This is a genomic window from Variovorax sp. GW823-FHT04F07, from assembly GCF_058795995.1.
This window is the reverse complement of the sequence record NZ_JBXAIG010000001.1, coordinates 300,942-326,061: the sequence shown is the minus strand read 5'-3', so window position 1 is coordinate 326,061 and position 25,120 is coordinate 300,942. Positions and strand designations below refer to the sequence as shown.

Below are 25,120 nucleotides of genomic sequence, written 5' to 3'. Positions count from 1 at the left end.
TCTGGCGAAGAGAAGGAAGAGCAGACCGGCCGGAAAACGGCCAGCGCTCAGGGAACGAAGCACTCTAGGAAAAACCACCGCGGCAGGCCATCGGACGAATCCGAAAGCGATGCGCGACGGCGTGGGCCCGCGCTGAAAACGCGGGCCCGGCGGCGCGTCGGCTCAGGCCGCGCGCAGCCGGCGGGCCGCGATGCGCACCGGCATCGACAACAGGATCTGCGCCATGCTCTTGCCCAGCGGGTCGGTGCGCAGCGAGGCCATGCCGCCGCCGCCCAGCGCCGCTTCGCAGACGAAGTTGAGGGCGCCGATGCCGGGCAGTTCGTAACGCGTCACCTCGCCTTCGACCAGGTGCGACATGTAGGCGCGCACGGCCTGCGCGCTGAGCTGCTCGCGCAGCACGGGCAGGTAGTGCGGCTCGCGCGCGAGGATGCCGATGTTCGAGACGTCGCCCTTGTCGCCGCTGCGGCCATAGGCCAGGCGGATCAGCGGCACCTCGAGCCATTCGTCGTCCGCGTCCGGGTCGGTGGCGTCCGCCTGCGGCGCCACCTCATCGGCCACAGCGACCTCCGCCGCCTGCGCCCTCACGGCCACGGGCCACGACTCGCCCGCCATCTCGACCACGGGCGTGAACAGCGCCTTGTCCACCAGCAGCGGAAACTGCCGGATCGACAGCGCCACCGACGGCCGCCCGCCGCCCAGGCCGGTGGTGCCGGGCGCCCACGAGGTGCCGGCCGCCGAGATCTCGCGCGCGAAGAGTTCGAGCGGTGCCTTGTCCGCGTGCGTGACGGCCACGCGCAGCACCGCCTGGCGCGGCGGCTGGGCGGTGGCGTGCGGGCCGTAGCACTGCTCGGCGCCCAGCACGTCGATGTGGGTGGCCGAGAAGTCGGCCCAGCCGCGCTGCGCGAACAGGTCGCCCGTGCGGCGCAGCATCGCCTCGCCGCTGCGCCGCGCCTTGGCGGCGGCGTCGAAGCCGACGATCAGCAGCTCGGCGTTGCAGCGGTAGCCCGCGGCGTAGGTGGCCGTGACCTTGTAGCGACCCGAGGGCGCACGTCCGCGCGCCCCCGAGACGCGCACCCGGTCCGTGCCCACGGCCTCGATCTGCACGGTGCGAAAGTCGCAGGTCACGTCGGGCAGCAGGTAGGCCGCCGGGTCGCCGATCTCGTACAGCAGTTGTTCGCCCACGGTGGCCCGGCTCACCAGCCCGCCGGTGCCGGGCGGCTTGCCGACGACGAAGCTGCCGTCGGCCGCGCATTCGACCACCGGGTAGCCGATGTGGGCCCAGTCGGGCACCTGCTCCCAGTCGGTGTGCAGCCCGCCGGTGGCCTGCGCGCCGCATTCGATGATGTGGCCGGCCAGGCTGCCGCCCGCGAGGCGGTCCCAGTCGTCGTCGGCCCAGCCGAATTCGTGCATCAGCGCGCCGAGCGTGACGGCGCTGTCGACGCAGCGGCCCGTGATGACGATCTGCGCGCCGGCATCGAGCGCCCGCGCGATCGGCACGGCGCCCAGGTAAGCGTTGGCGCTCACGAGGCGTTCGGGCAGCGGCGCGCCCGTGCCCATGTGGCCGATGCCCTGCGCGCGCAGCGCTTCCGCATGGGGCAGCGCATCGTCGCCCATGACCACGGCGATGCGCGGCGCGAGCCCCATGCCGGCCGCCAGTTGCGTGAGCGCGGCGGCGCAGGCGCGCGGGTTCACGCCGCCAGCGTTGGCGATCACGCGGATGCCCTGGCGCATCACGTCGGGCAGCACGGCGGCCATGGCGGTGGTGACGAAGTCGGTGGCGTAGCCGGCGTCGGGGTTCTTCAGCTTCGCGCCGGCCAGCAGCGACATCGTGAGTTCGGCCAGGTAGTCGAACACGAGGTAGTCGATGCCGCCATGCGCCACGAGCTGCGGCGCGCCGGTGCTGCTGTCGCCCCAGAAGCCCGAGGCGCCGCCGATGCACACGGTCTTCTGCTGCGTGTGGGGGCTGTTCATCGCGCGGCTCATTCGGGGTCGATGCCGGCGGCGCGGATCACGCGGCCCCACTTCTGCGACTCGGCGGCCTGGAACTTCGCGAGCGCCTCGGGCGTGCCGGTGGCGGCCTCGCCGCTGGAGATGGCCTGGTAGGCGACGATGGCCGGCGAGGCCGACACCTTCACCAGCATCTCGTTGAGCTTGCGCGTGACGGCCGCGGGCGCGCCCGGCGGCAGGTAGACGGCGGTCCAGTACGACATGTCGTAGCCCTTCACGCCCGCCTCGGCCACGGTCGGCAGCGCAGGCACGGCGGCCAGGCGCTTGTCGCCGCTCACGGCCAGCGCGCGCAGCTTGCCGCTCTTGACGTGCGGAAGCGCCGTGGGCGCGTCGGCGAACATGAAGTCAACCTGCCCGCCCAGCAGGTCGGTGATGGCCATCGGGTTGCTCTTGTAGGGCACGTTCACCATGTCGATGCCGGCCATCTGCTTGAGCAGCTCGCTCGCCACGCGGCTGGACGAGCTGCCGCTGCCGAAGTTGAGCTTGCCCGGCGACTTCTTCGCCGCCGCCACGAGGTCGGCCACCGACTTGATCGGCGAATCGGCCCCCACCAGCAGCAGCATGTGGCCCTTGGACAGCAGCGCGACGGGGGTGAAGTCCTTCACCGGGTCGTAGGGCAGCTTCTTGTACAGGTGCTCGTTGGCGGCGTGCGTGGTGTTGGTGGTCATGAGCAGCGTGTAGCCGTCGGGCGCGGCCTTGGCGACGTACTGCGCGGCCAGGAAGCCGCTGGCGCCGGCGCGGTTCTCCACGATCACCGGCACCTTGTACTCGGTGGTCAGGGCCTGCGCGATGCTGCGCGCCTGCTGGTCGGTGCCGCTGCCGGCCGCGAAGGGCACGACGACGGTGAGCGGCTTGGCGGGGTAGTCCTGCGCCTGGGCAGGTGCCGCCGCCGCGACCGCGAAGGCCAGGACCGCGCCGAGGCGGAAGATGGAAGTGCGCATGGGTGATGTCTCCGGTGGGATGTAGTTTTAAGAAGGGAAAAGGTGCGGCCGCTCAGGCGCCGTCGCGCGGCGGCACCGGCGGCGCGCCGAGCGCCGCGTTGTGCTCGCCCAGCCGGGGCGCGACCGCGCGGTGCGCGGGCCGCACGCCGTCGATGGACATCGGCAGCGCCGTGAGGCGGAAGTCCTCGCCCGGCACGGCCTGCAGCATGCCCAGCGCCTCGACCTGCCGATGCGCGACGGCCTCGGGCACGGTGTGCACCGGCGCGCAGGGCACGCCGGCGGCGGTGAAGCGCGCCATCCAGTCGGCGCGGGTGCGCGCGCGCAGCAGCGGGCCGATCTCGTCGAACAACGCCGCCTTGTGCTGCAGCCGCTGGCGGTTGCCGGCAAAGCGCGCGTCGGTGGTCCAGCCGTCGCGCCCGAGTTCATGCGCGAACTTGGCGAAGAGCCGGTCGTTGCCGCAGCAGATCAGAAGCGGCGCATCGGCGGTATCGAAAGACTCGTAGGGCACAAAGCCCGGATGGCCCGAGCGGTGGCGCTCGGGCAGCCGGCCTTCGTTGACGTAGGCGTCGGCCTTCTGGCCGGTCCAGACCAGCGCGGTCTCCAGCAGCGAGGTGCTCACCACGCCGCCCCGGCCCGTGAGGTGGCGCCGCTGCAGCAGCGCCAGCGCGCCGATCACGGCCCACATGCCGGTGCCCTGGTCGCAGACCGAGGCGCCGGTGCGCATGGGCGGGTCGTCGGGCCCGCCGTTGATGCTCGACAGCCCGCTGAAGGCCTGGATCAGCGGCTCGTAGCCCGGCTGCATGCGCAGCGGGCCGGTGTGGCCGAAGGCCGAGATCTCGCAGTAGATGAGCCGCGGATGGCGCGCACACAGCGACGGGCCGTCGATGCCCATCGACTGCGTGACGCCCGGGCGCAGGTTGTGGATGAGGATGTCGGCGCCGGCCGCCAGGGTCTCGAAGGCGGCCATGCCCTCTTCGCTCTTCAGGTCGATGGCGACCGAGCGCTTGCCGCGGTTGAAGACGTGGAAGTTGAGCGCGTCGCCGTGGCGAAACGCCGGGCCCATGTGGCGCGCGTCGTCGCCGCCCTCGACGCGCTCGAGCTTCACGACGTCGGCGCCGAGGTCCGCCAGGATCGCGCCCGCGAAGGGCCCCGCCAGCACCTGTCCGAGCTCGAGCACCCGGATGCCTTCCAGAATTTTGGTGTCCATGTCACGGGGGCGCGTGGGCCCCTTGTCTCCGTGTATCGAATGCGCCAGTCTCGGCGCCGCGCATTGATCTGTGAAGAACAATATTCCTATATCTGTGATAACTTGGATGGATCAATCCACAGCCGCCCCGAGGGAGCCGCGTCCGTGCGAGTCGACATCACGCTGCAGCAGCTCGAGGCCTTCGTCGAAGTCGCGAAGACCACCAACTTCCGCGCCGCCGCGCAGGCGCTGCATGTGTCGCAGCCGGCGCTGAGCCGCACGGTGCGCATCGTCGAAGACCTGGTGGGCGCGCGCCTGTTCGACCGCGACACGCGGCACGTCGAGCTCACGCCGGCGGGGCGCGAGCTGCTGCCGATTGCGCTGCGCATCCTGGAGAACTTCAACAGCTCGTTCAGCGAGCTGTCGCAATTCCTCGAAGGCCGCAGCGGCCACCTCACCATCGCGGCGCTGCCCTCGACCGGCGTGGCGCTGCTGCCCGGCGCCATTGCCGAGTTCCGCCAGCAGCATCCGCAGGTGCAGTTCTCGCTGATCGAAGGGCCGGCCGAGGCGGTGCGCGCCGCGGTGGACGAAGGCCGCGCCGACTTCGGCCTCAGCGTGCGCCCCGGCGCGCACGAGCCCCTGCTGTACCGCCACCTGCGCGACGACCCCTTCGTGCTGCTGTGCCGGCGCGACGACCCGTTGGCCGCGCGGGCCTCGGTGTCGTGGTCGGTGTTCGCGACGCGGCCCTTCATTGCGAGCAGCTTCCAGAGCAGCATCCGGCCGATCACCGACGCCGCCTTCCTGCAGCGCGGCCTGCAGGTGCAGCCCGCGCTCGAATACCCGAGCGTGGCCGTGGCGGGCGCGCTGGTGGCGGCCGGGCTGGGGCTCACCGCCCTGCCCCGGCTCGCGCTGCAGCTGTCGCAGAACGACGAGCTGGCCACCGTGCCGCTGCAGCGCCCGCTGATGTCGCGGCCCATCGGTCTGGTCACGCGCGCGGGGCGCTCGCCCTCGCCCGTGGGCCGCGCCTTCATGGACCTGCTGCACCGTCGGGAATCGTCCCGCAGCTGACCGGCGCACGGTGCGCTGCGGCATGATCGACGCCATGCACAGCACGCCCCCGTATCCCCTGGTCATCGTCAAGGTCGGTGACACCCATGACGCGCTGCGCGAAGGCCGCGGCGACTTCGAGCACTGGATCGCCGACGGCCTCGGCACGCAGACCCTGCCCCTCGTGGTGGTCGACCCGCGTCGCGGCGACACGCTGCCCGCGCCCGGCCAGGTCGCGGGCGTGGTCGTCACCGGCTCGCACGCGATGGTGTCGCACCGCGAACCCTGGAGCGAAACCACCGCCGCCTGGCTCGCCGAACTGGTCGCGCGCGACACGCCCGTGCTCGGCATCTGCTACGGCCACCAGTTGCTGGCGCACGCGCTCGGCGGCGAGGCCGGCCACCACCCGCAAGGGCCCGAGGTCGGCACGGTCACCGTCACGCTCGACGCAGCTGCCGCCGGCGACGCGCTGCTGGGCGACCTGCCCGCGCAGTTCCCGGCACAGGCGATCCACTGGCAGAGCGCGCTGCGCCTGCCCGAGGGCGCGGTGAAGCTGGCCCACAGCGCGCACGAACCCGTGCACGCCTTCCGCGTGGGCGCGCAGGCCTGGGGCCTGCAGTTCCACCCCGAGTTCGACGCCAAGACCATGGGCGGCTACATCGAGCTGCTGGCCCGCGACCTCGCCGCGGACGGGCTCGACGCCGCGGCGCTGCGCGAAGGCGTGCGCCCCACCGACGCGGCGGCGGGGCTGCTCGGGCGCTTCGCGCGCATCGTCGAGGCCAAGGCGCAGCCAGCCGCCTGAGGGCGCCGACGGGGCGCCGACGGGGCGTCGGCGCGCGACTACAAAAAGCGGGCCCCGCTTGGGTTAAGGTGCGGTTCCTTTCGCAGCTTTCCCCGCCTCATGACCACGCCTTCGTCCCCGCCGGCCCGCAAGCACTTCTCGATGATCCGCGGCTTTCACCTGGCCGATGTGTTCACGCTCGGCAACGCGGCCTGCGGCGTCGGGGCGGTGTTCTTCGCGATGGCCTTCATGCGCAGCCAGTCGCTCGCCCACTTCTACTGGGCCGCGGCGCTCGCCCCGGCCGCCTTCATCTTCGACGTGCTCGACGGCCGCATCGCGCGCTGGCGCCAGACCCAGTCGGCGCTCGGGCGCGAACTCGACTCGCTGGCCGACGTGATCTCCTTCGGCGTGCTGCCCGCCGCGCTCGGCTTCGCCGCCGGCCTGGACGGCGGCTGGGACTGCGCGGTGCTGATCTATTTCGTGGGCTGCGGCGTGAGCCGGCTCGCGCGCTACAACGTGACGGCCGAAGCCCTCTCGGCCGGCGCCGACAAGGTGAAGTACTTCGAAGGCACGCCGATCCCGACCAGCGTGGTGCTGGTGGGCGTGCTGGCCTACGCGGCGTCGAAGGGCGCCCTCGGCGCCAACGTGTGGGGCGGCGCCTGGACGCTCGGCCCCTGGCAGCTGCACCCGCTGGTGCTGCTGTTCGCGCTCTCGGGCACGCTGATGATCAGCAAGACCCTGCGCATTCCCAAGTTCTGACAACCCGCCCATCTCACCCACCTGACAAAGGGGACCCCGCATGGCGATGAAGCTGTATTTCGACCCGCGCAGCCGTGCGCAGGTCGCCAAGTGGATGCTCGACGAGGCCGAGGTCGACTACGAGATCGTGCCCACCCTCATCCGGGAGGGTGCCCACAAGCGCCCCGAGTTCCTGAAGATCAACCCGGCCGGCAAGCTGCCCGCGCTGGTCGACGGCCGCACGCGCATCTTCGAGAACGCGGCCATCTGCATGTACATCGCCGAGAAGTACCCCGGCAAGCGCCTGGCACCGGCCGTGGGCACGCCCGAGCGCGGGCGCTACCTGTCGCTCATGGTCTATTCGACCGCGCAGCTCGAGCCCTCGATGGGCGACAGCCTGCTGAAGATCAAGAGCAACAACAGCGCGCGCGGCTGGACCGATTTCGAGCAGGCCAAGGACGCCGTCGAACGCGAACTCGGCGACGGCCCCTACCTGTTCGGCGCCCAGTTCACGGCCGCCGACGTGATGATCGGCTCGATGCTCATCTGGCACCGCGCCTTCGGCGGGCGCACCAACCGGCCCAAGCTCGACGCCTACATCCACCGGTTGCAGGCGCGGCCCAAAGGCATGAAGTTCGGTTGAAGTAAGCGGCAAGGCGTGCCGCGCTGGCGACAGTGCGCGGCGGAGGTTCATCCTCTAATCGGTCCCTCTTTTTCGACCCTTTCCCCACCTCACGCCCGCCCCATGACTTCGAACACCTCGCGCTCCCGGTTCTCGTTGACGGCCCTCTCCCTGGGCCTGGTCGCCCTGCTCGGGGCCTGTGCCAGCACGCCGCCGCCCGGCAGCCGCAGCGTGAGCATCGAGCGCACCACCTTCGGCATCGCGCACATCACGGCGCCCGACTACGAAGGCCTGGCCTACGGTACCGCCTACGCGCATGCGCAGGACAACGTCTGCCAGACCGCCGAGCACCTGCTGACGCTGCGCGGCGACCGCGCGCAGTTCCTCGGGGCGCAGAACACCGGCGACTTCGGCCTGGGCCGCATGCCCAACGCGCAGATCGACCTGTTCGTGCGCTACCACATGGACGACGCGGCGCTGGCCCGCGCGGCGGCCACCACCAACGACGAGGTGAAGGCCGCGCTGCGCGGCTACGTGGCGGGCTACAACCGCTACCTGCAGGATGCGGGCCCCAATGGCCTGCCCGAAGCCTGCCGCGGCAAGCCCTGGGTGCGCCCGATGACGGCCGCCGACCTGGCGCGCGCCACCGAGCAATCGATGATCCAGGGCGGCCTGGGCGCGCTGGCCGGCGCGGTGCTGGCCGCCGTGCCGCCGGCCCCGGGCGTCAAGACCGGTGCGGCGCCGGTCGCGCTCGAGCAGGCGGTGGCCGAGATCGGCCGCCACAGCTTCAACGCCAACCCCGAAGGCGGCGAGCTGGGCTCCAACGGCTGGGCCTTCGGGCGCAACGCCACGCCCGACGGCAAGGGCCTGCTGCTGGGCAACCCGCACTTCCCCTGGAACGGCACCAACCGCTTCTGGCAGATGCACCTGACCATCCCCGGCCAGCTCGACGTGATGGGCGCCACCGGCGGCCTGAGCCCGGTGGTGTCGATCGGCTTCAACAAGGACGTGGCCTGGACCCACACCGTGTCGACCGGCAAGCGCTTCACGCTGTACGAACTCAAGCTCGACCCCAACGACCCGACCGTGTACTGGGTCGACGGCCAGCCGAAGAAGATGGTCGCGCGCACCGTCGCACTGCCGGCCGCCGCCACGGCCGGTGGAGCGCCCGTGCAGCACACCTTCTACGCGACCGACTGGGGCCCCGTGGTCTCGCTGCCGCGCGCCGGCCTGGGCTGGACCGCCCAGAAGGCCTACGCGATCCGCGACGCCAACACGCTCAACGTGCGCTCGGCCGAGAGCTGGATGAAGATGGGCCGGGCCCGCAGCGTCGCCGAGCTGCGCGCCGCCATGGGCAACCAGGGCATCCCGTGGATCAACACCCTGGCGGCCGACCGCGAGGGCAACGCGATGTACGCCGACCTGTCGGTGGTGCCCGACGTGTCGGCCGAGATGCTCAAGGCCTGCGCCCCCTCGCCGGCCGCCGCCGCGCTGCTCAACGCGGCCGGCCTGCCCGTGCTCGACGGCTCGCGCAGCGCCTGCGCCTGGCACCGCGATCCCAGCGCCGCCGCGCCGGGCATCATCGCGCCGGCCCGCATGCCCGTCGTCGTCACGCCGGATTGGGTGCAGAACAGCAACGACAGCTTCTGGCTCAGCAACCCGCGCGTGCCGCCGATGGCCGGCGTGTCGCCGCTGGTCGGCCCCGTCGGCGTGCCGCAGCGGCTGCGCACGCGCAGCGGCATCATGGAAATCGAAGGCCGCCTCGCGGGCACCGACGGCCTGCCGGGCAACCGCATGGGCGCGGCCGAGCTGCGCAGCGTGATCTTCCGCGACAAGAACCTCGCCGGCATGCTGGTGATGGACGACCTGAAGGCCGCATGCACCGCCACTGGCGCCGCGCTGAGCACCGACCAGGCCCTGGGCTGCCGCGTGCTTTCCGCCTGGGACCGCACCAGCAACGCCGAGTCGAAGGGCGCGGCGCTGTTCCGCGAGTTCTGGCGCAAGGCCAAGGACCTGCCGAAGGTCTGGCGCGTGCCCTTCGACCCGGCGCAGCCCGTGACCACGCCCACCGGCCTGGACATGGCCACGCCCGCCACGCGCGAGGCGGTGTTCAAGGCGCTGGGCGACGCGGTCGGCACCGTGCGCACCGCCGGCTTCGCGGCCGACGTGGCGCTGGGCGTGCCGCAGTCGCGCACCGTGCGCGGCCAGAAGATCGCGCTGCCCGGCGGCGACGAGTTCGAAGGCGTGCTCAACAAGCTCGAATCGCAGGGCCAGCCGCTGATCGACCCGAAGGGCTACGCCATCAACTACGGCAGCAGCTACATGCAGGTCGTGACCTTCGACGCGCGCGGCCCCGTGGCGCAAGGCCTGCTCACCTACGGCCAGAGCAGCGACTCGGCCTCGCCGCGCGCCTACGACCAGCTGCCGCTGTTCGCGGCCAAGCAGTGGCACCCGCTGCCCTTCCACCCGGCCGACGTGCAGGCGCAGCGCGAAGGCAAGCCGCTGCAGCTGGCGTACTGAACCATGTCCTCGACCACCGTCCCCTTTCCCGCCCACGCCGCCACAGGCATCGACCTGCTGAACCGCCTGGCCGCCGAGCAGCCGCTCGCCCCGGCCTGCGACCACTTCTACTTCCTGCGCCACGGCCAGACCGGGCGCAACGCGCTGCGCGTCTTCCAGGCGCCCGACGAGCCCCTGAGTGCGCTCGGCGAGCAGCAGGCGGTGCAGGCGGCCGAGCTGCTGGCCGGCGAGCCGATCGGCGCCATCGTGTGCAGCGACGCGCGCCGCGCCTTCGACACCGCCCACACCGTGGCGCGCGCCCTGGGCCTCGTGCCCAGCGCGCACGAGAACCTGCGCGAGCGCAACTTCGGCGCGCTCATCGGCACCTCGTCGGCCCACATCGACTGGGCCTGCGAGCCCGAGGGCGGCGAGACGCTGGCGCAGTTCGTCGACCGCAAGCGCCAAGCGCTGGCCGCCGCGCTCGCCGCGCAGCCCGCGCCGGTGCTGGTGGTGGCGCACGGCGGCACGCTCTACGCGCTGGCCGCGCTGCTGGGCGTGGCGGTCGATGCGAGCATCTTCGGCAACGCGCAACCCTTGCGCTTCACACGTGCCGGCCCCACATGGGCCGTGACGCCGCTGCAACAGCGGCAAGCCGACGGCGGAGCAGCCCTGGCCTGACCTGGCTCCCGGTTGATCTGTACGCCGTCCTGAAAGGAATCACCACCCACCATGGAATTCAAGGACTACTACAGCGCACTGGGCGTCGAACGCACCGCGTCCGACGACGAGGTGCGCAAGGCCTACCGCAAGCTCGCCCGCAAGTACCACCCCGACGTCAGCAAGGAGCCCGACGCCGAGCAGCGCATGCGCGACATCAACGAGGCCAAGGACGTGCTCGGCGACAAGGACAAGCGCGCCGCCTACGACGCGCTGGCCGACCGTGTCGCGCGCGGCGGCCGCCCCGACGGCAGCTTCGAGCCGCCGCCCGGCTGGGACACCGGCTACGAGTTTCACCGCGGCCCGCGCCAGGGCCCGGCCGACCACGCCGATTTCAGCGAGTTCTTCTCGTCGATGTTCGGCGACGCCGAGCGGCGCGGCGCCACGCGCCAGAACTACCGCGCGCGCGGCGAAGACCACCACGCGGCCATCGAGATCACGCTCGAAGACGCGCTGAACGGCGCCGAGCGCGAGCTCACACTGCGCGCCCAGTCGCTCGATGCGCAGGGCCACCCGCAGTGGGAGAACCGCACGCTCGCCGTGAAGATCCCGCCCGGCGTGCACCCCGGCCAGTTCATCCGCCTCGCGGGCCAGGGCATGCCCGGCCACGGCGGCGAGCCGGCCGGCGACCTGTACCTCGAGGTGCGCATCGCGCCGCACAAGCTGTACCGCGTGGAAGAGCGCGACCTGTACATGACGCTGCCCGTCACGCCGGCCGAAGCCGCGCTGGGCGCGCAAGTGCAGGTGCCCACGCCCACCGGCGGCGTGGTCGAGGTCACCGTGCCGCCCAACGCACGCGGCGGCATGAAGCTGCGGCTCAAGGGTCGGGGCTTCGCGGGCAAGACGCCCGGCGACCTGTACCTGCTGCTCGAGATCGCGCTGCCGCCCGCCGACAGCGAGGCCGCGCGCAACGCCTACGCACAACTCGCGCAGGCGACCTCCTCGTTCAACCCCCGCCAGCACCTGGGAGTCTGAGCATGGCGAACTTTTCTTCCGTGACCACCACCACGGCCATCGGCGTCTCGCACCCGCTGGCCGCGAACGAACTGGCGCACGCCTGCGGCGCCGACACCGCCTGGGTCGTGCAATTGGTCGAAGTGGGCATCGTGCAGGTCACCACGACCGACGCACCGCCCGAGCGCTGGGAGTTTTCCAGCACCGACCTGCAGCACGCGCTCGAAGCGCGCCGGCTCGAACGCGACTTCGGCGTGAACCTGGACGCCGCCGCGCTGATCCTCGACCTGCAGCACGAGGTGCGGCGGCTGAAGGCGGTGCTGCAGGCGCACGGCGTGGGCTGAAAGGCGCCGCGCGCGCGTCGCGGGTCGCGCGCATGCAATGACTGCCAGATCCGCACAGCCGCCCGCCATTTGCGAACAGGATCGGTGAGCCCGCGGCCCTAGATTGCCGCTGCCTGCGGAATTTCGCATGGCAGGCCGGCGCGCAGGCACCCCTTCACACACCGCCCGGCCTCCTCACACAGGAGACAAGAAGGCATGACCTCGCACAGGCTGAAGACCGCGCTCGACGCAACGCTGCACCAGACCGTTCACCGCCACGGCGGTGCCCCCGGCGTCGTCGCGATGGCGACCGACCGCACGGGCAATTTCTACGAAGGCGCCGCCGGCACGCGCGAACTCGGGCTCGACCGGCCGATGGCCACCGACAGCGTGTTCGCCATCTTCTCGACCACCAAGGCGATCACGGGCACCTGCGTGATGCAGCTGGTCGAGGAAGGCAAGATTTCGCTCACCGACCCGGCCGGCGCCTACGTGCCCGAGATCGACGAACTGCAGGTGCTCGACGGCTTCGACGCCGACGGCCGGCCGCGCACGCGCGCGCCGCGCCGGCGCATCACGGTCAACGACCTGATGCTGCACACCTCGGGCCTGGGCTACGAGTTCTTCAGCGAAGACGACCTGAAGTACCGCGCCGCGCTGAACATTCCCACGGTGGTGTCGGGCAGCTTCGAATCGATCCGCACCGTGCTGCTGCACGAGCCGGGCGCGGCCTGGACCTACGGCGCCAACATCGACTGGCTGGGCCGCATCGTCGAGCAGCAGCGCGGCAAGCGCCTGGGCGAGGTGATGAAGGAGCGCGTCTTCGAGCCGCTGGGCATGCAGGACATCGGCTTCGGCATGTCCGAGTCGATGAAGGTGCGCCGCGTGACCATCCACGACCGTGCCGCCGACGGCCGGCTCACGCCGCTGCCCGAGCTGGTGCTGCCCGAGCCGCCGCCGATGGACATGGGCGGCCACGGTCTCTACGCCACCGTGGGCGAGTACATGAAGTTCATCCGCATGGTGCTGAACGACGGCGCCGGGCCGCACGGGCGCGTGCTGAAGGCCGACACGGTGCAGCGCATGGCGCAGGACGGCCTGGCCGCCATGGACCTGTCGGTGGGCGGCTGGCGCACGTCGGTGCCGGCGCTGAGCAACACGGGCGAATTCCTGCCCGGCACCGACAAGGGCTGGGCCTACACCTTCATGACCAACCGCGAGCGCGCGCCCACGGGCCGCGCCGCGAACTCGCTGATGTGGGCGGGCCTGGCCAACAGCTTCTTCTGGATCGACCGCGAGAGCGGCATCGGCGGCTACTGGGCGACGCAGATCCTGCCCTTCCAGGACTGCGCGAGCTACCCAGGCTTCGTGGCTTTCGAGACTGCGGTTTACCATCACCGCTGAGCCGTTGCCGCCGGGCGCGGCGCCTTCTTCTCCTTGAACCGAGGTGCGCGATGGATGCGATCCGCAACGTGCTGGTCACCGACGCCCGCGGGCAGCCGAGCGAGCGCCACCGCCTGGTGGCCTCGCACGACTGGGACGACATCCGGCGCTGGTCGGACCGCATCTACATGCCCTACCGCGTCACGCCCATCGGGCGGGCGCGCACGCCCGACTCGGTGCTCGACGCCACGCGCATCGGGCACTTCACGCTGAGCCGTTTCCACTACGGCATTCCGGTGAACATCAAGGACTTCTCGCCCGACAGCGGCGTCGGCATGGTGCTGACGACCGTGCGCGGCGCGGGCCGCCACTGGTCCGAAGCCAACGCCTATGCCGACACCGGCGTGGGCGACGCCTTCGTGGTTGACACCTCGCGCACGCACTACTGGGTGGACTTCGACGCCAACCACCTGCAGGTGAATCTCAGCTTCTCGCACGATGCGCTGGCCGCGCTGCACGCGCGCTGGTTCGGCGCGCCCGCCGACGAGCGGCTGTGGACGCGCAAGTTCAAGTTCGGCGGCGCCCATTCGAGCTGGATCGCGCTGCTGTCGTATGCCTGCCGCTGCGTGACCGAGCTGCCCGAGGCGGTCGACACCGGCCCGCTGGGACGGCACCTCGAGGAGATGATCGGCGTGCACGTGCTGACCCAGTGGCGCGCGCAGCTGGAGCACCCCGCCGAGGCCGTGCAGCACCGCATGGCGCCGCGGCATGTGCTGGCGGCCGAGCGCCACATCCGCGAGCACGCACAGCACGCGCCCACGCTCGGCGAACTGGCGAGCGTGGCGGGCGTCAGCGTGCGCACGCTGAACAGCGCCTTTCGCGAATACCGCCAGGCCACGCCGATGCGCGCGCTGCGCGAACAGCGCCTGCAGGGCGTGCGCGCCGAACTGCTGATGGCCGACGCCGGCGCAACGGTGCGTTCGGTGGCGCAGGCATGGGGCTACGCCAACTTCGGCCTGTTCGCCGCGGCCTACCAGCAGCGCTTCGGCGAGCTGCCCTCGGCCACGCTGCGCGCGCGCAAGACCGGCTAAGCCTTCATCTGATCTTCAGCTTGGGGCGCGTTGGCGCTCCCACAATTCCAGCGGGCGGGACACCTCGCCTTGCCTGGGAATCCCGGCCGCCATCGCCGCCGGGACATCCCCCCTTCCCCTGATGGCATCCGGCATCGCATCCGGGCCTGGATGCGACCGATGCCGAGCACCTCATGAGCGAATGAACAACCCTCGCCCGTCCTTCTTGCCGGCCTGCGCGTCGATCGCGGCCACCTTTGTCCTCACGGCCTGCGCCGCCTCCATCCGGCCCGCCAGCGACGACCCCGACGTCGTGCAGGAACAGGCCCTGCAGCACTCGCTGTCGCTGAACCACCGCATGACGCTGCAGCGCCGGCTCGACGACGTGGCGATCCCGCTCCTGGAGCACGGCGCGCCGTTCTGCGGCGGCGACGTGCGGGCCAGCCTGGGCGCGCACATCGCCAGCCTGTGGAGCTTCGAGAAGAAAGAACGCGCGGCGGCGAAGCAGACCCTGCACCTGGACGACCGGCTGACCGTGCTGTGGACGCTCGACAGGAAGCAGGCGCCGGCCACGCCGCTGCGCGCCGGGGACGTGCTGCTGTCCGTCGGCGGCAAGCCGCTGCCCGCGGGCGAGAAAGGGATCGACCGGCTCAACGACGTGCTGATCAACGCCGCGCGCGCCAAGCCCGCCAAACGCGAAGGCTGGCTGGAAGCCGTGGTGCAGCGCGAGGGCCAGTCGACGGCGCTGCGCCTGCCGTACACCGCGGCGTGCAACTACACCGCCGTCACGCGCATGAAGAACGAGGTCCATGCGGAGAACGATGGGCACGAGATCGTCGTCAACTCGGCGCTGATGCGCTTCTTTCCCGACAACCGCGACCTCGCGATCGTGCTGGGGCACGAGCTGGCCAACGGCGTGCTGTCGCATGGCGGAAAGACGCGCGCGGTGGGCATCGCGGCCGGCATCGTGGATGGCGCGCTGGGCGGCACCGGGCTGGCGCAAGAGGCGCTGTCGTCGCCCTTCTCGCAGCAGTTCGACGCCGAGGCCGACTACCTCGGCCTCTACATGGTGGCCGCGGCGGGCTACGACATCGACGGCGCCGAACGGATCTGGCGCGAGCTCGGGGTGCACACGGCCGGCGCGAAGAAGAAGGGGTTCATGAGCGCCCCGCCGAGCTCCGCCAAGCGCTTCGTCGCGATGCGGCGCACCATCGCGGAAATCCAGGCCAAGACGAAGAACGGGGCACCGCTGGTGCCCCTGGCGACATCGAAGTCCTGACGCGCCGCGCCGCAGCGTGAGCCGCTACTGCATCTGCTGCAGGTTGCCGATGCGCACCAGCATCTCGGTGAACATCTGCATGTCGGCGTCGAGGTCGGGCACTTCCTTGTATTCCTTGGCGTTGTGCGCCGTGTACTTCTTGCCGGGCATCGCGGGGCCGAAGTTGATGGCGTTGGGCATCAGCTTGGCCGTGGTGCTGCCGGCGGTGGGCACGGGCTTGGCTTCGAGGCCGGTGGTGTCGCCGAAGATGTTGAGCAGGGTCGAGAGCCACGCGCCCTTCGGGTCGCGCGCCATCCAGTTGCCCTGGTCGTAGGCCAGCTCGAGCTTCACCTGGCTGGCCGTGGCCCAGCCGTTGACCTTGGCCGCCACCTGCGTCTTCAGTTCGTCGGGCGTGCGGCCGCGCGGCATGCGCACGTTGGCCGTCACCTCGAGGCGGCCGTCGGCGCCCATGCGCACCAGCGTGGGCGACATCGTGAGCGGGCCCATGAAGTCGTCCTGGTAGCCCAGCCCCATCTTCTCGCCGAGGTAGCCGGTGCCGTAGAGCGCGTCGATGTACTGCACGGCGCGCAGGTAGGGGTTGGCGGCCAGCGGCACGCCGGACTCCTTCAGGAACAGCGCCAGGCGCGGCACGGGGTTCACGCCCTCTTCGGGCCGCGAGCCATGGGCCGAAGTGCCCGTGACCTTCAGCTCGACGGCCTCGGCGCCGCGTGCGATGTCGATCGCGAACTTGCCGCCCTGGCTTTCGTACTTGCGCACGAAGGCGGCCTTGGCGGCCTCGAACTTCGCGGCCACGGCCGCGAGGTCGCCGCCCTTGAGCGTGGCGGTCGCGGTCTGCGGAATGGCATTGGCCGAAGCGGCGCCGCTCATCGCGGTGATGGCGGTCGCGGCGGGGTCGGCCACTTCCGCGGGGAAGAACACCTTGAGCGCGCCCGAGCCCTTCTCGGCCACGACCGCGGGGTACTTGCTGTCGAGCACGATGTTGTAGGCCGGCAGCGGCGTCTTGTCGCGGTAGTACTGCATCGCGTCGCCGCCGGTTTCCTCGGTGGTCTCGATCATCAGGCGCACGCCGCGCTCCACCGGCAGGCCGCTGTCCTTCACGGCCTTCATGGCGTAGAGCACGGCGGCGATGGAGCCCTTGTCGTCGATGGTGCCGCGCCCGTAGAGGAAGTCGCCCACGCGCGTCATCGCGAAGGGATCCAGGCGCGTGCCGTCGTCGAGCACCCATTCGGACAGCACGGCCGGCACCACGTCGGCGTGCGTGAGGATGCCGAACTCCTCGCTGCCACGGCCCTTGAGGCTCACTTCGAAGATGCGGCCGTCGACGTTGCGGTAGCCCAGCCCAAAATCTTTCGCCATCTTCTCGACCAGCTGGCCGAACGCGACCATCGGCGGGCTCTCGTGCGGCGGCACCTGCACGTTGCGCACGGTGGGCAAGGCCACCATGGTGCCGATGCTGGCGATCACGGCCTGCTGGTTCTGCAGCCGGTTGTACAGGCCGAGCAGGCGCGCGATGTTGACAAGGTCGTCGCCCGCCAGCGCCTTGCCGCCGGTGTAGGCCGCCACACTGGGCTGCAGCGCGGGCTGGGCCTGCGCGGCCTGGGCCAGGAAGGCCTTGAAGTCGGGCGCCGTGCGGCCGCCCTTCCAGGCGGTGGCGAGCTGGTCGAGCGCGGGCTTCTTCAGGGTCTCGGCACCGGCCGGGACAGCGACGGCGAGCGCCATGAGAGCCAGCGAAAGCGCCGACAATGAAAAACGAGACTGCTGCATCAGGGTCACCCCCTCATTCCGAAAACATTCCCCGACGATAGCCGAGCCATGCCTCACGACGACAGCCAATCTTCGCCCCCGCGATGCGCCTGGGCCCGCACCGATCCGCTGCTGGCCAGCTACCACGACGCCGAATGGGGCGTGCCCGAACGCGACAGCCGCGCGCTGTGGGAAAAGCTGATGCTCGACGGCTTCCAGGCCGGCCTGTCGTGGCTCACCATCCTGCGCAAGCGCGACGCCTTTCGCGCGGCCTTCGAGGGCTTCGTGCCCGAGACGGTGGCGCGCTTCACGCCGGCCGACGTCGAGCGCCTCATGCAAAACGCGGGCATCGTGCGCTCGCGCGCCAAGATCGAGGCCGCCATCGGCAACGCGAAGGCCTACCTCGCGATGCAGGCGGCGGGCGAAGATTTCTCTGATCTCGTCTGGGGCCTCGCAGGCGGCCAGCCGGTCGTCAACACCACGGGCACGGTGCCCACGCAGACGCCGCTGTCCGAAACGATGTCGAAGGCGCTGAAGCAGCGCGGCTTCAAGTTCGTCGGCCCGGTGATCGTCTATGCCTGGATGCAGGCCACGGGCATCGTCGACGACCACGCGCCCGACTGCCATTGCCACCGCAGCCATCGGCGCGCCTGAGCACAGCACAGACGTGAAAAAACCGGACGGTGCTGTTGCACGGTCCGGTCTTTTCGGGTGGTGGTCTCTTTAACCGAGACGGCTTGCGCCGCCGTCGATCACAGGCCAGCCTGGCGCGTGAAGCTGCGTGCCTGCGAGGGGATCACGCTGCCGGCGAAGGATTCGCGGCGCAGGTTCTGGCCGGGAGCGTGGGCAGCTGCCACGGCTTCGGCACGGACCGAGGCGCGGTCCACCGACGAGGCCAGCACGGGGGCCACGCTGGCCGACACGGCGTCGCTGTATTCGTTGCCGGCACGGGCGGCGGCCACGGCTTGCGGTGCCACATCGGCACGGCTGTAGCCGGAGGTCACGGCGTGAACGCCTTCGTAGGTCTCTGCGTGGGCGGCGCCAGCGGCGGCGAGCAGGGAGAAAGCGGCGGCGGCGAGGATGTTCGAGGTCTTCATTTCAATTCCTTCTTGATTGGGCTTTGGATGCCCTGAAGTGTGCGCCAAATTCCTAGGGTAAACCCCAGTCAATCTGAATCGCAGTGTTCACGGAATTGAAACAATCACGGGGAACTTTCCGACATGCGGGGTTCGCGTGAAACTTTTTCGTACAAATGCCCCCGAGTTTGCAAACTTTGGCGCGCTTTCGTCAAGTCTCAGGGCCGCCCCCAGCTGCGCACCAGCGTGCGGATCGCGACCGCGCCGCTGCCCTTGACCTCGGCGCGGTAGCTGCCGAGCAGCGCCTCGCGCTCGGCGGCGGCCTGCGGTTCGTTGCGCCAGGCGAGCAAGGCGGCCACGTCGGCGTCGGGCAGCGCCAGCAGCAGCGCCTGCGTGACCAGCTTTTCGAACTCGCGCGCCACGGTCATCAGGTTGCGCGGTCGCGGCGAGGTGACGCCGCGCGACCACAGCGAATCGAGCGCGGTGTCGAGCGTGCGGTCGGGCAGCGAACTGAACTGCCCGGCATTGCCGCGCGCCAGCTGCTTGACCACCGCGCTCATGAGCAGCTGGCTCGAGAAATCGATCTCGCGCGCCTCGGCCACCGTCATGCGCGACAGCAGTTCGACGCGCGCGGGGTCGGCCGGCCGCGCGTGCTGCTGATGGAAAAAAGTCACCTTGGCGGGCTCGTCCATCGCAGCGTAGTCGGCGCGCAGCTTCGCCAGGCGCGCCACGGCCTCCAGCACGGGGGGCGCCGGCGCGGCGGCGCCCTGCCCGGCCGCCGCCACGTCCTGACGGATCGCGGCCACCGAGGCGTTCACGTCGAAGGCGCGGCCGGCCGCCACGTCGAGCGACTGCAGGGCCTTGTCGGCGATGGCCAGGTCGGGCGGCTCCAGCAGCTCGCGCGCGCCGCGCGACACGGCGCCGGGGCCGTAGGCGTTCTGGTAGCGCGCCTGCACGCCCTCGAACTGGAGCAAGGCCTGCGCGCGGTCCTGCGTCCACCCCGTCAAGGGGGCGAGGAGCAACGACAGCAACAAGAGGCAACGGGGCGACGACAGGCGGGGGAGCAAGGACATGCCGCATTATTGGCACGCCGCGATCCCGCGCCCTTCATCAGGCCTGCGCCAGCTCCCCGCGCAGCAGCTTCGCGGCCGCCACCATGTTCGACAGCGCCGCCTCGGTCTCGGGCCAGCCGCGGGTCTTGAGGCCGCAGTCGGGGTTGATCCAGAGGTTCTCGCCCGGCACCACCTGCGCGGCCTTGCGCATGAGGCGCACGATCTCGTCGACCGAGGGCACGCGCGGCGAATGGATGTCGTACACGCCGGGGCCGATCTCGTTCGGGTAGCGAAAGCCGCCCTCGCCGCCGAAGCCGCGCAGCAGCTCCATGTCCGAGCGGCTGGTCTCGATGGTGATCACGTCGGCGTCCATCGCGGCGATCTCCGGCAGGATGTCGTTGAACTCCGAATAGCACATATGCGTGTGGATCTGCGTCTGGTCGCGCACGCCCGAGGCGCTGATGCGGAAGGCGCGCGTGGCCGCCTTCAGGTACGCCGGCCAGCCCGCGCGGCGCAGCGGCAGGCCTTCGCGGATGGCGGGTTCGTCGATCTGGATGATGCCGATGCCGGCGCCCTCGAGGTCGTTCACCTCGTCGCGGATCGCCCAGGCGATCTGCTCGCAGGTGGTGGCGCGCGGCTGGTCGTCGCGCACGAAGGACCACTGCAGGATGGTCACGGGGCCGGTCAGCATGCCCTTCATCGGCAACTTGGTGAGGCTCTGCGCATAGGCGGTCCACTCGACCGTCATCGGTGCCGGGCGCGCCACGTCGCCGAAGATCACCGGCGGCTTCACGCAGCGCGAGCCGTACGACTGCACCCAGCCGTTGGCCGTGAAGGCGAAGCCGTCGAGCTGCTCGCCGAAGTACTCGACCATGTCGTTGCGTTCGGCCTCGCCATGCACCAGCACGTCGATGCCGAGTTCTTCCTGCTTGCGCACGGCGAGTGCGATCTCGGCGCGCATCTTCTCGCGGTAGCCGGGGGCATCGAGCTCGCCACGCTTGAAGGCGGCGCGGGCCGCGCGGATGTCGGCGGTCTGCGGGAACGAGCCGATGGTGGTGGTCGGCAGCGCGGGCAGCGCGAAGCGCGTGCGCTGCAGCTGCTGGCGCTGCGGGAAAGCGGACACGCGGCGGTCGTCGCCGGCCACGCTGCGTGCCAGGCGCAGCGCCACGTCGGCGCGGTGCACGCGCGGGCTGGCGCGGCGCGCGGCCACGGCGGCGCGGGCGGCCGTGAGTTCGGCGGCCACCGAGGCTTCGTGGCCTTCGACGGCGGCACGCAGCACGCGCAGCTCGTCGAGCTTCTCGATGGCGAAGGCGAGCCACGATTTCAGTTCGGTGTCGAGCTTCGTCTCGGCCGCGAGGCTGAACGGCACATGCAGCAGCGAGCACGACGGCGCGATCCACAGCTCGCCCTGGTGCTTCTCGGCCACGGGCCTGAGCTTGCCCAGCGCCACGTCGACGTCGGTGCGCCAGATGTTGCGGCCGTCGACCACGCCGAGCGACAGCACCCTGTGCGCCGGCAGCCAGTCGGCCACGCCGGTCAGCTCCTGCGGCGCGCGCACGGCATCGACGTGCAGCCCGGCCACGGGCAGCTGGCAGGCCAGGCGCAGGTTCTCGGACAGCGGCGAGAAGTAGCTCGCCAGCAGCAGTTTCGGCGCGTTGCGCGCGATCTGCCAGTACACGCGCTCGAAGGCATTGCGCCAGGCTTCGGGCAGATCGAGGCCGAGGATCGGCTCGTCGATCTGCACCCACTCCACGCCCTGCTGCTTGAGCCGCCCGAGCACCTGCTCGTACACAGGCAGCAGCGATTCGAGCAGCGAGAAGCGGTCGAAGCCGGCCGCCTTTTCCTTGCCCAGGTACAGGAAGCTCAGCGGCCCGAGCAGCACGGCCTTGACCGCGTGGCCGGCCTGCTGCGCCTGCGCCACCTCGTCGAACAGGCGCGTCGACGCCAGCCTGAACTGCGTGGCCGCATCGAACTCGGGCACGAGGTAGTGGTAGTTGGTGTCGAACCACTTGGTCATCTCGAGCGCGAAGGTGCCTTCGGCGCCGTGGGTGCAGCTGTCGTCGTGCACGTGGCCCGCTTCGTCTTCCACGCCGCGCGCCATCTTGAAGTAGCGCGACAGCTCGGGCTCGTCGCCGCTGAAGCCGAAGCGCGCCGGCTCGCAGCCCAGCAGCTGGATGTGGTTGGCCACGTGGTCGTAGAAGGCGAAGTCGCCCACGGTCACGAAGTCCAGCCCCGCGTCGCGCTGCGCCTGCCAGTGGCGCGCGCGCAGCGCCTCGCCGACGGCTTCGAGCGCGGCGTGGCCGGTTTCGCCGCGCCAGTGCTTCTCGAGGGCGAACTTGAGTTCCCGGTGGGCGCCCATGCGCGGAAAGCCGAGGATGTGGGTACGGGTGGTCATTGCAGGTAATCCGGTCGCTGGTCTTGGAAACCGGTGATCGTCGGCGTTTGGCGCATATGATTCAAACGAAACCTTTTGCCCGTTCGCTTGAATCATTTTCATGATGCAGTCCATCCTCGAGATCCGCCACCTGCGCACGTTGGCCGCGTTGCGCGACACCGGCAGCCTGGTGCGCGCGGCGCAGCTGCTCAACCTCACGCAGTCGGCGCTGTCGCACCAGATCAAGCTGCTCGAAGAGCGCTACGGCGCCCAGCTCTTCGAGCGCAAGTCGGTGCCGCCGCAGTTCAGCACCACGGGGCTGCGGCTGCTGCAGCTGGCCGACACCGCGCTGCCGCTCGTCGAAGAGGCCGAGCGCGACGTGGCGCGGCTCGCGCTGGGGCGCAGCGGGCAACTGCGCATCGTGGTCGAGTGCCACACCTGTTTCGACTGGCTGATGCCCGCCATGGACGCCTTTCGCCAGCGCTGGCCCGAGATCGAACTGGACATCGTCTCGGGCTTCCACCCCGACCCGATCGCGCTGGTGATGCAGAACCGCGCCGAGGTGGCGATCGTCTCCGAGCAGGACCCCGACGAAACGGTCGACTACCACGCGCTGTTCCGCTTCGAGATCGTCGCGCTGCTCGCCAACGACCATGCGCTGACGGCCAAGGCGCACCTCACGGCCCGGCACTTCGCCGACCAGACGCTCATCACCTACCCCGTGCCCGACGAGATGCTCGACATCGTGCGCCAGGTGCTGGCACCCGCCGGCGTCGAGCCCGCGCACCGGCGCACGACCGAGCTCACGGTGGCGATGCTGCAGCTGGTGGCCAGCGGACGCGGCGTGGCCACGCTGCCGCTGTGGGCGGTGCAGAATTACCTCGACCGCGGCTACGTCACGGCGCGCCGCGTGGGCGCCCGGGGCCTGACGGGGCGGCTGTACATGGCCTGCACGCAGGCGACGTCGGCGCGACCCTGGCTGGACGACTTCGTGCGCGTCACGCGCGAGAGCTGCTTCAAGAGCCTGCCGGGGATCGAATTGCTGTGAGCCCTGTAAGCCCGACGGCGGGAGGATCACGTCCGAATCCGGCCAGTGCAGGGTGGTGCACGGCCTGAAGATCGACCACCATCACGGATCGCCCCATGACCTCTCCGAAGACACTCGACACCCCTGCCATTCCACGCCCCCGCTTCTTCCACGGCTGGCTCGTGGTCGCCGGCGCCTTCGCCGTCATGTTCGTGGGCTTCGGCTGCGCCTACACCTTCAGCGCCTTCCTCGATGCGCTGCAGCGCGACTTCGGCGCCTCGCGCGGCGAGGTGTCGCTGGTGTTCTCGCTCGCGGGCTTCCTGTACTTCGGGCTCGGCGTGTTCAGCGGCCCGCTGGCCGACCGCTGGGGCGCGCGGCGGCACGCCGTCGCGGGCATGGTGCTGGTCGGCCTCGGGCTGGTGCTTGCGGGACAGGCGCGCAGCCTGACGCAGATTTTCTGGGCCTACGGGCTCGGCGTCGGCCTCGGCGTGGGTGCTTCGTACGTGCCGGTGCTGGGCGCGGTGCAGCGCTGGTTCGTGCGCCAGCGCGGCTTCGCCTCGGGGCTCGCCGTGAGCGGCATCGGCGTGGGCACGCTGGCCATGCCGCCGCTGGCCTCGTGGTTCATCGACATGCTGGGCTGGCGCGACGCCTACCTGGCGCTCGGCGTGCTCGCGGCCGTGGTGGGCGTGGGCATGGCGCTGCTGGTCGAGAACGACCCGCGCGCACGCGGCCTCGGCCCCGATGGCGATCCGCCGCAAGCGCAGGCTTCCACCGCGCTGCCGCCCGGCGCCTCGGTGCGCGAGGCCGTGGGCTCAGGCCGTTTCGCGGGGCTGTACGCGGCCTGCCTCATCAGCTCGTTCGGTTTGTTCGTGCCCTTCGTGCACCTGCTGCCCTACGCGCTCGACCACGGCGTGGCCGCGTCGTCGGCGGTGCTGTTGCTCGGCGCGATCGGCGTGGGCAGCACGGCGGGCCGCTTCTTCCTGGGCGGGCTGGCCGACCGCATGGGCCGGGACCATGCGCTGCCGCTGATGTCGGCGGGCATGGCGTTGTCGCTGGTGGTGTGGGCCGTGTCGGGCGGGTTCTGGGGGCTGGCCCTGTTCGCCTTCGCCTACGGCGTTTTCTACGGCGGCTTCGTCGCGCTGCTGCCCGCGCTGGTGATGGACTGGTTCGGCGGGCGCCACATCGGCGCGATCATCGGCATCCTGTACACCAGCGTGGCCATCGGCACGCTGATCGGGCCGAGCGCCGCGGGCTTCGCCTTCGACCTCACGCGCAGCTACCTGCTGCCGATCCTCGTGGCGATCGGCGCCAACCTCGTGGCGGCCGGCCTGCTGCTCGCGATGGCGCGGCGCGGCCGGCGCGCCGTTCAGCCGGCTTTCTGAACCAGCTTCAGCACGCTCGAGAAATCGAGCGCGCCGTGGCCGGCGAGGCTGTGCGCCGCATACAGGCTGCGCGCCAGGCCGCCCAGCGGCGTGGCCGCGCGCACGGCGGTGGCGTTTTCCTGCGCCAGGCCCAGGTCCTTGAGCATCAGGTCAGTGCCGAAGCCGCCGGCGTAGTTCTTCGAGGCCGGCGCGGCTTCCATCACGCCGGGCACGGGGTTGTACTTCTCGAGCGCCCAGTTGCCGCCCGAGCTGCGGCGCATGATTTCGGACAGCACCTTCGGGTCGAGCCCGTTGGCCACGCCCAGCGCGAGCGCTTCCGAGGTGCCGATCATCAAGATGCCGAGCAGCATGTTGTTGCAGATCTTGGCGGTCTGGCCCGCACCGGCCGCGCCGGCGTGGAAGATGTTGGCGCCCATCTTCTCGAGCACCGGGCGCGCGCGCTCTAGGTCTTTGGTCTCGCCGCCGACCATGAAGGTCAGCGTGCCGGCAATGGCGCCGCCGGTGCCGCCCGACACGGGCGCATCGATCATCGCGACGCCCTTGGCGGCGGCGGCCTCGGCCACCTTGCGCGAGGTGGCGGCAGCGATGGTGCTGCTGTCGATCACGAGCGTGCCGGCCTGGATGCTGTCGAGCAGGCCGGGCTTGCCGGCGCCGCCGAGGAACAGGCCCTCGACGTGCGCGCTGGCGGGCAGCATGCTGATCACCACCTCGGCGCCGGCCACGGTCTCGGCGGCCGACTTCGCGATCGGCAGGCCTTCGGCAGCGAACTTCTTGCAGGCTTCGGCCGAGAGGTCGAAGGCGCTGAGCGTGTGGCCTGCCTTGTGCAGGTTCAGGGCCATCGGGCCGCCCATGTTGCCCAGGCCGATGAATGCGATCTTCATGTGTCTTGTCTCCGTTGTTCTGTGCAGGGAATGGGGCC

22 protein-coding genes are annotated in these 25,120 nt (G+C 70.9%); 14 read left to right on the top strand and 8 right to left on the bottom strand.

Annotated features, from left to right (window positions below):
• Positions 1 to 162: 162 nt before the first annotated feature.
• From AC1RAA_RS01515 to AC1RAA_RS01505, 3 genes are read right to left on the bottom strand one after another with little or no spacing between them, the layout of a single operon-like run.
• On the bottom strand, positions 163 to 1,971 hold the full coding sequence (locus AC1RAA_RS01515; RefSeq protein ID WP_492726121.1) for an acyclic terpene utilization AtuA family protein: 1,809 nt from the start codon (positions 1,969 to 1,971) through the stop codon (positions 163 to 165).
• A gap of 8 nt (positions 1,972 to 1,979) precedes the next feature.
• Entirely contained in the window at positions 1,980 to 2,948 is a 969-nt protein-coding gene (locus AC1RAA_RS01510; protein WP_492726119.1) for a Bug family tripartite tricarboxylate transporter substrate binding protein, read from the bottom strand.
• A gap of 52 nt (positions 2,949 to 3,000) precedes the next feature.
• Positions 3,001 to 4,155 carry a CaiB/BaiF CoA transferase family protein gene (locus AC1RAA_RS01505; RefSeq protein ID WP_492726118.1) on the bottom strand — a complete coding sequence of 385 codons (1,155 nt, stop codon included), beginning with the start codon at positions 4,153 to 4,155 and terminating at the stop codon, positions 3,001 to 3,003.
• Between the two features lie 144 nt (positions 4,156 to 4,299).
• Between AC1RAA_RS01505 and AC1RAA_RS01500 the strand changes: the two genes are divergently transcribed.
• The 11 genes from AC1RAA_RS01500 (at position 4,300) to AC1RAA_RS01450 (ending at position 15,547) form a co-directional block, all read left to right on the top strand.
• Positions 4,300 to 5,202 carry a LysR family transcriptional regulator gene (locus AC1RAA_RS01500; RefSeq protein WP_354347703.1) on the top strand — a complete coding sequence of 301 codons (903 nt, stop codon included), beginning with the start codon at positions 4,300 to 4,302 and terminating at the stop codon, positions 5,200 to 5,202.
• Between the two features lie 22 nt (positions 5,203 to 5,224).
• Positions 5,225 to 5,983 carry a glutamine amidotransferase gene (locus AC1RAA_RS01495; RefSeq protein WP_492726116.1) on the top strand — a complete coding sequence of 253 codons (759 nt, stop codon included), beginning with the start codon at positions 5,225 to 5,227 and terminating at the stop codon, positions 5,981 to 5,983.
• Positions 5,984 to 6,082: 99 nt separating this feature from the next.
• On the top strand, positions 6,083 to 6,721 hold the full coding sequence (locus AC1RAA_RS01490) for a CDP-alcohol phosphatidyltransferase family protein (RefSeq protein WP_062475593.1): 639 nt from the start codon (positions 6,083 to 6,085) through the stop codon (positions 6,719 to 6,721).
• A gap of 40 nt (positions 6,722 to 6,761) precedes the next feature.
• Positions 6,762 to 7,343 (top strand): glutathione S-transferase family protein, encoded by a 582-nt coding sequence (locus AC1RAA_RS01485; RefSeq protein ID WP_095744927.1) that lies wholly within the window; start codon positions 6,762 to 6,764, stop codon positions 7,341 to 7,343.
• 102 nt (positions 7,344 to 7,445) lie between these two features.
• Entirely contained in the window at positions 7,446 to 9,842 is a 2,397-nt protein-coding gene (locus AC1RAA_RS01480) for a penicillin acylase family protein (RefSeq protein WP_492726114.1), read from the top strand.
• Between the two features lie 3 nt (positions 9,843 to 9,845).
• Positions 9,846 to 10,499 carry a histidine phosphatase family protein gene (locus AC1RAA_RS01475; protein ID WP_492726112.1) on the top strand — a complete coding sequence of 218 codons (654 nt, stop codon included), beginning with the start codon at positions 9,846 to 9,848 and terminating at the stop codon, positions 10,497 to 10,499.
• A gap of 51 nt (positions 10,500 to 10,550) precedes the next feature.
• Entirely contained in the window at positions 10,551 to 11,513 is a 963-nt protein-coding gene (locus tag AC1RAA_RS01470; protein ID WP_159277348.1) for a DnaJ C-terminal domain-containing protein, read from the top strand.
• A 2-nt stretch (positions 11,514 to 11,515) separates the two neighbouring features.
• Positions 11,516 to 11,836 carry a chaperone modulator CbpM gene (locus AC1RAA_RS01465; protein ID WP_062481866.1) on the top strand — a complete coding sequence of 107 codons (321 nt, stop codon included), beginning with the start codon at positions 11,516 to 11,518 and terminating at the stop codon, positions 11,834 to 11,836.
• A 195-nt stretch (positions 11,837 to 12,031) separates the two neighbouring features.
• Positions 12,032 to 13,219: a serine hydrolase domain-containing protein gene (locus AC1RAA_RS01460; RefSeq protein WP_492726109.1), complete on the top strand. Its 1,188-nt coding sequence runs from the start codon at positions 12,032 to 12,034 to the stop codon at positions 13,217 to 13,219.
• Positions 13,220 to 13,269: 50 nt separating this feature from the next.
• Complete coding sequence (locus AC1RAA_RS01455; RefSeq protein ID WP_492726107.1) at positions 13,270 to 14,289, top strand: AraC family transcriptional regulator; 1,020 nt, start codon at positions 13,270 to 13,272, stop codon at positions 14,287 to 14,289.
• Positions 14,290 to 14,470: 181 nt separating this feature from the next.
• Positions 14,471 to 15,547 carry a M48 family metalloprotease gene (locus AC1RAA_RS01450; protein ID WP_492726105.1) on the top strand — a complete coding sequence of 359 codons (1,077 nt, stop codon included), beginning with the start codon at positions 14,471 to 14,473 and terminating at the stop codon, positions 15,545 to 15,547.
• A 24-nt stretch (positions 15,548 to 15,571) separates the two neighbouring features.
• On the opposite strand, the gene AC1RAA_RS01445 is transcribed toward AC1RAA_RS01450, so the two are convergent.
• Positions 15,572 to 17,311, bottom strand: coding sequence for a dipeptidase (locus AC1RAA_RS01445; protein ID WP_492726103.1), 1,740 nt, complete (start codon positions 17,309 to 17,311; stop codon positions 15,572 to 15,574).
• Positions 17,312 to 17,359: 48 nt separating this feature from the next.
• Between AC1RAA_RS01445 and AC1RAA_RS01440 the strand changes: the two genes are divergently transcribed.
• A complete protein-coding gene (locus AC1RAA_RS01440) occupies positions 17,360 to 17,944 on the top strand; it encodes a DNA-3-methyladenine glycosylase I (protein WP_492726101.1) in 585 nt (194 codons plus the stop codon).
• Positions 17,945 to 18,042: 98 nt separating this feature from the next.
• Here AC1RAA_RS01440 and AC1RAA_RS01435 read toward each other — a convergent pair whose 3' ends face one another.
• The 3 genes from AC1RAA_RS01435 to metE form a co-directional block, all read right to left on the bottom strand.
• The gene (locus AC1RAA_RS01435) at positions 18,043 to 18,387 is read right to left on the bottom strand and encodes an alpha/beta hydrolase (RefSeq protein WP_492726099.1); all 345 of its coding nucleotides are present in this window, start codon (positions 18,385 to 18,387) and stop codon (positions 18,043 to 18,045) included.
• A gap of 197 nt (positions 18,388 to 18,584) precedes the next feature.
• Positions 18,585 to 19,439, bottom strand: coding sequence for a hypothetical protein (locus tag AC1RAA_RS01430; RefSeq protein WP_492726097.1), 855 nt, complete (start codon positions 19,437 to 19,439; stop codon positions 18,585 to 18,587).
• A gap of 37 nt (positions 19,440 to 19,476) precedes the next feature.
• The gene (metE, locus tag AC1RAA_RS01425; protein WP_492726095.1) at positions 19,477 to 21,813 is read right to left on the bottom strand and encodes a 5-methyltetrahydropteroyltriglutamate--homocysteine S-methyltransferase; all 2,337 of its coding nucleotides are present in this window, start codon (positions 21,811 to 21,813) and stop codon (positions 19,477 to 19,479) included.
• Positions 21,814 to 21,913: 100 nt separating this feature from the next.
• Between metE and AC1RAA_RS01420 the strand changes: the two genes are divergently transcribed.
• Both AC1RAA_RS01420 and AC1RAA_RS01415 read left to right on the top strand, forming a co-directional pair.
• Positions 21,914 to 22,840 carry a LysR family transcriptional regulator gene (locus tag AC1RAA_RS01420; RefSeq protein ID WP_139706387.1) on the top strand — a complete coding sequence of 309 codons (927 nt, stop codon included), beginning with the start codon at positions 21,914 to 21,916 and terminating at the stop codon, positions 22,838 to 22,840.
• Between the two features lie 95 nt (positions 22,841 to 22,935).
• On the top strand, positions 22,936 to 24,201 hold the full coding sequence (locus tag AC1RAA_RS01415) for an MFS transporter (protein WP_492726093.1): 1,266 nt from the start codon (positions 22,936 to 22,938) through the stop codon (positions 24,199 to 24,201).
• Here the strand turns inward: AC1RAA_RS01415 and mmsB are convergent.
• On the bottom strand, positions 24,186 to 25,082 hold the full coding sequence (gene mmsB, locus AC1RAA_RS01410) for a 3-hydroxyisobutyrate dehydrogenase (protein WP_354347717.1): 897 nt from the start codon (positions 25,080 to 25,082) through the stop codon (positions 24,186 to 24,188). The two genes, AC1RAA_RS01415 and mmsB, sit on opposite strands and share 16 nt — an antisense overlap.
• Positions 25,083 to 25,120 lie beyond the last annotated feature (38 nt).

What these genes read in the sequence shown, in the direction of transcription:
- AC1RAA_RS01515 (WP_492726121.1), bottom strand. Translation starts at nt 1,971, where the DNA reads ATGAACAGCCCCCACACGCAGCAGAAGACCGTGTGCATCGGCGGCGCC.
- AC1RAA_RS01510 (WP_492726119.1), bottom strand. Translation starts at nt 2,948, where the DNA reads ATGCGCACTTCCATCTTCCGCCTCGGCGCGGTCCTGGCCTTCGCGGTC.
- AC1RAA_RS01505 (WP_492726118.1), bottom strand. Translation starts at nt 4,155, where the DNA reads ATGGACACCAAAATTCTGGAAGGCATCCGGGTGCTCGAGCTCGGACAG.
- AC1RAA_RS01495 (WP_492726116.1), top strand. Translation starts at nt 5,225, where the DNA reads ATGATCGACGCCATGCACAGCACGCCCCCGTATCCCCTGGTCATCGTC.
- AC1RAA_RS01490 (WP_062475593.1), top strand. Translation starts at nt 6,083, where the DNA reads ATGACCACGCCTTCGTCCCCGCCGGCCCGCAAGCACTTCTCGATGATC.
- AC1RAA_RS01485 (WP_095744927.1), top strand. Translation starts at nt 6,762, where the DNA reads ATGGCGATGAAGCTGTATTTCGACCCGCGCAGCCGTGCGCAGGTCGCC.
- AC1RAA_RS01480 (WP_492726114.1), top strand. Translation starts at nt 7,446, where the DNA reads ATGACTTCGAACACCTCGCGCTCCCGGTTCTCGTTGACGGCCCTCTCC.
- AC1RAA_RS01475 (WP_492726112.1), top strand. Translation starts at nt 9,846, where the DNA reads ATGTCCTCGACCACCGTCCCCTTTCCCGCCCACGCCGCCACAGGCATC.
- AC1RAA_RS01470 (WP_159277348.1), top strand. Translation starts at nt 10,551, where the DNA reads ATGGAATTCAAGGACTACTACAGCGCACTGGGCGTCGAACGCACCGCG.
- AC1RAA_RS01465 (WP_062481866.1), top strand. Translation starts at nt 11,516, where the DNA reads ATGGCGAACTTTTCTTCCGTGACCACCACCACGGCCATCGGCGTCTCG.
- AC1RAA_RS01460 (WP_492726109.1), top strand. Translation starts at nt 12,032, where the DNA reads ATGACCTCGCACAGGCTGAAGACCGCGCTCGACGCAACGCTGCACCAG.
- AC1RAA_RS01455 (WP_492726107.1), top strand. Translation starts at nt 13,270, where the DNA reads ATGGATGCGATCCGCAACGTGCTGGTCACCGACGCCCGCGGGCAGCCG.
- AC1RAA_RS01450 (WP_492726105.1), top strand. Translation starts at nt 14,471, where the DNA reads ATGAACAACCCTCGCCCGTCCTTCTTGCCGGCCTGCGCGTCGATCGCG.
- AC1RAA_RS01445 (WP_492726103.1), bottom strand. Translation starts at nt 17,311, where the DNA reads ATGCAGCAGTCTCGTTTTTCATTGTCGGCGCTTTCGCTGGCTCTCATG.
- AC1RAA_RS01440 (WP_492726101.1), top strand. Translation starts at nt 17,360, where the DNA reads ATGCCTCACGACGACAGCCAATCTTCGCCCCCGCGATGCGCCTGGGCC.
- AC1RAA_RS01435 (WP_492726099.1), bottom strand. Translation starts at nt 18,387, where the DNA reads ATGAAGACCTCGAACATCCTCGCCGCCGCCGCTTTCTCCCTGCTCGCC.
- AC1RAA_RS01430 (WP_492726097.1), bottom strand. Translation starts at nt 19,439, where the DNA reads ATGTCCTTGCTCCCCCGCCTGTCGTCGCCCCGTTGCCTCTTGTTGCTG.
- metE (WP_492726095.1), bottom strand. Translation starts at nt 21,813, where the DNA reads ATGACCACCCGTACCCACATCCTCGGCTTTCCGCGCATGGGCGCCCAC.
- AC1RAA_RS01420 (WP_139706387.1), top strand. Translation starts at nt 21,914, where the DNA reads ATGATGCAGTCCATCCTCGAGATCCGCCACCTGCGCACGTTGGCCGCG.
- AC1RAA_RS01415 (WP_492726093.1), top strand. Translation starts at nt 22,936, where the DNA reads ATGACCTCTCCGAAGACACTCGACACCCCTGCCATTCCACGCCCCCGC.
- mmsB (WP_354347717.1), bottom strand. Translation starts at nt 25,082, where the DNA reads ATGAAGATCGCATTCATCGGCCTGGGCAACATGGGCGGCCCGATGGCC.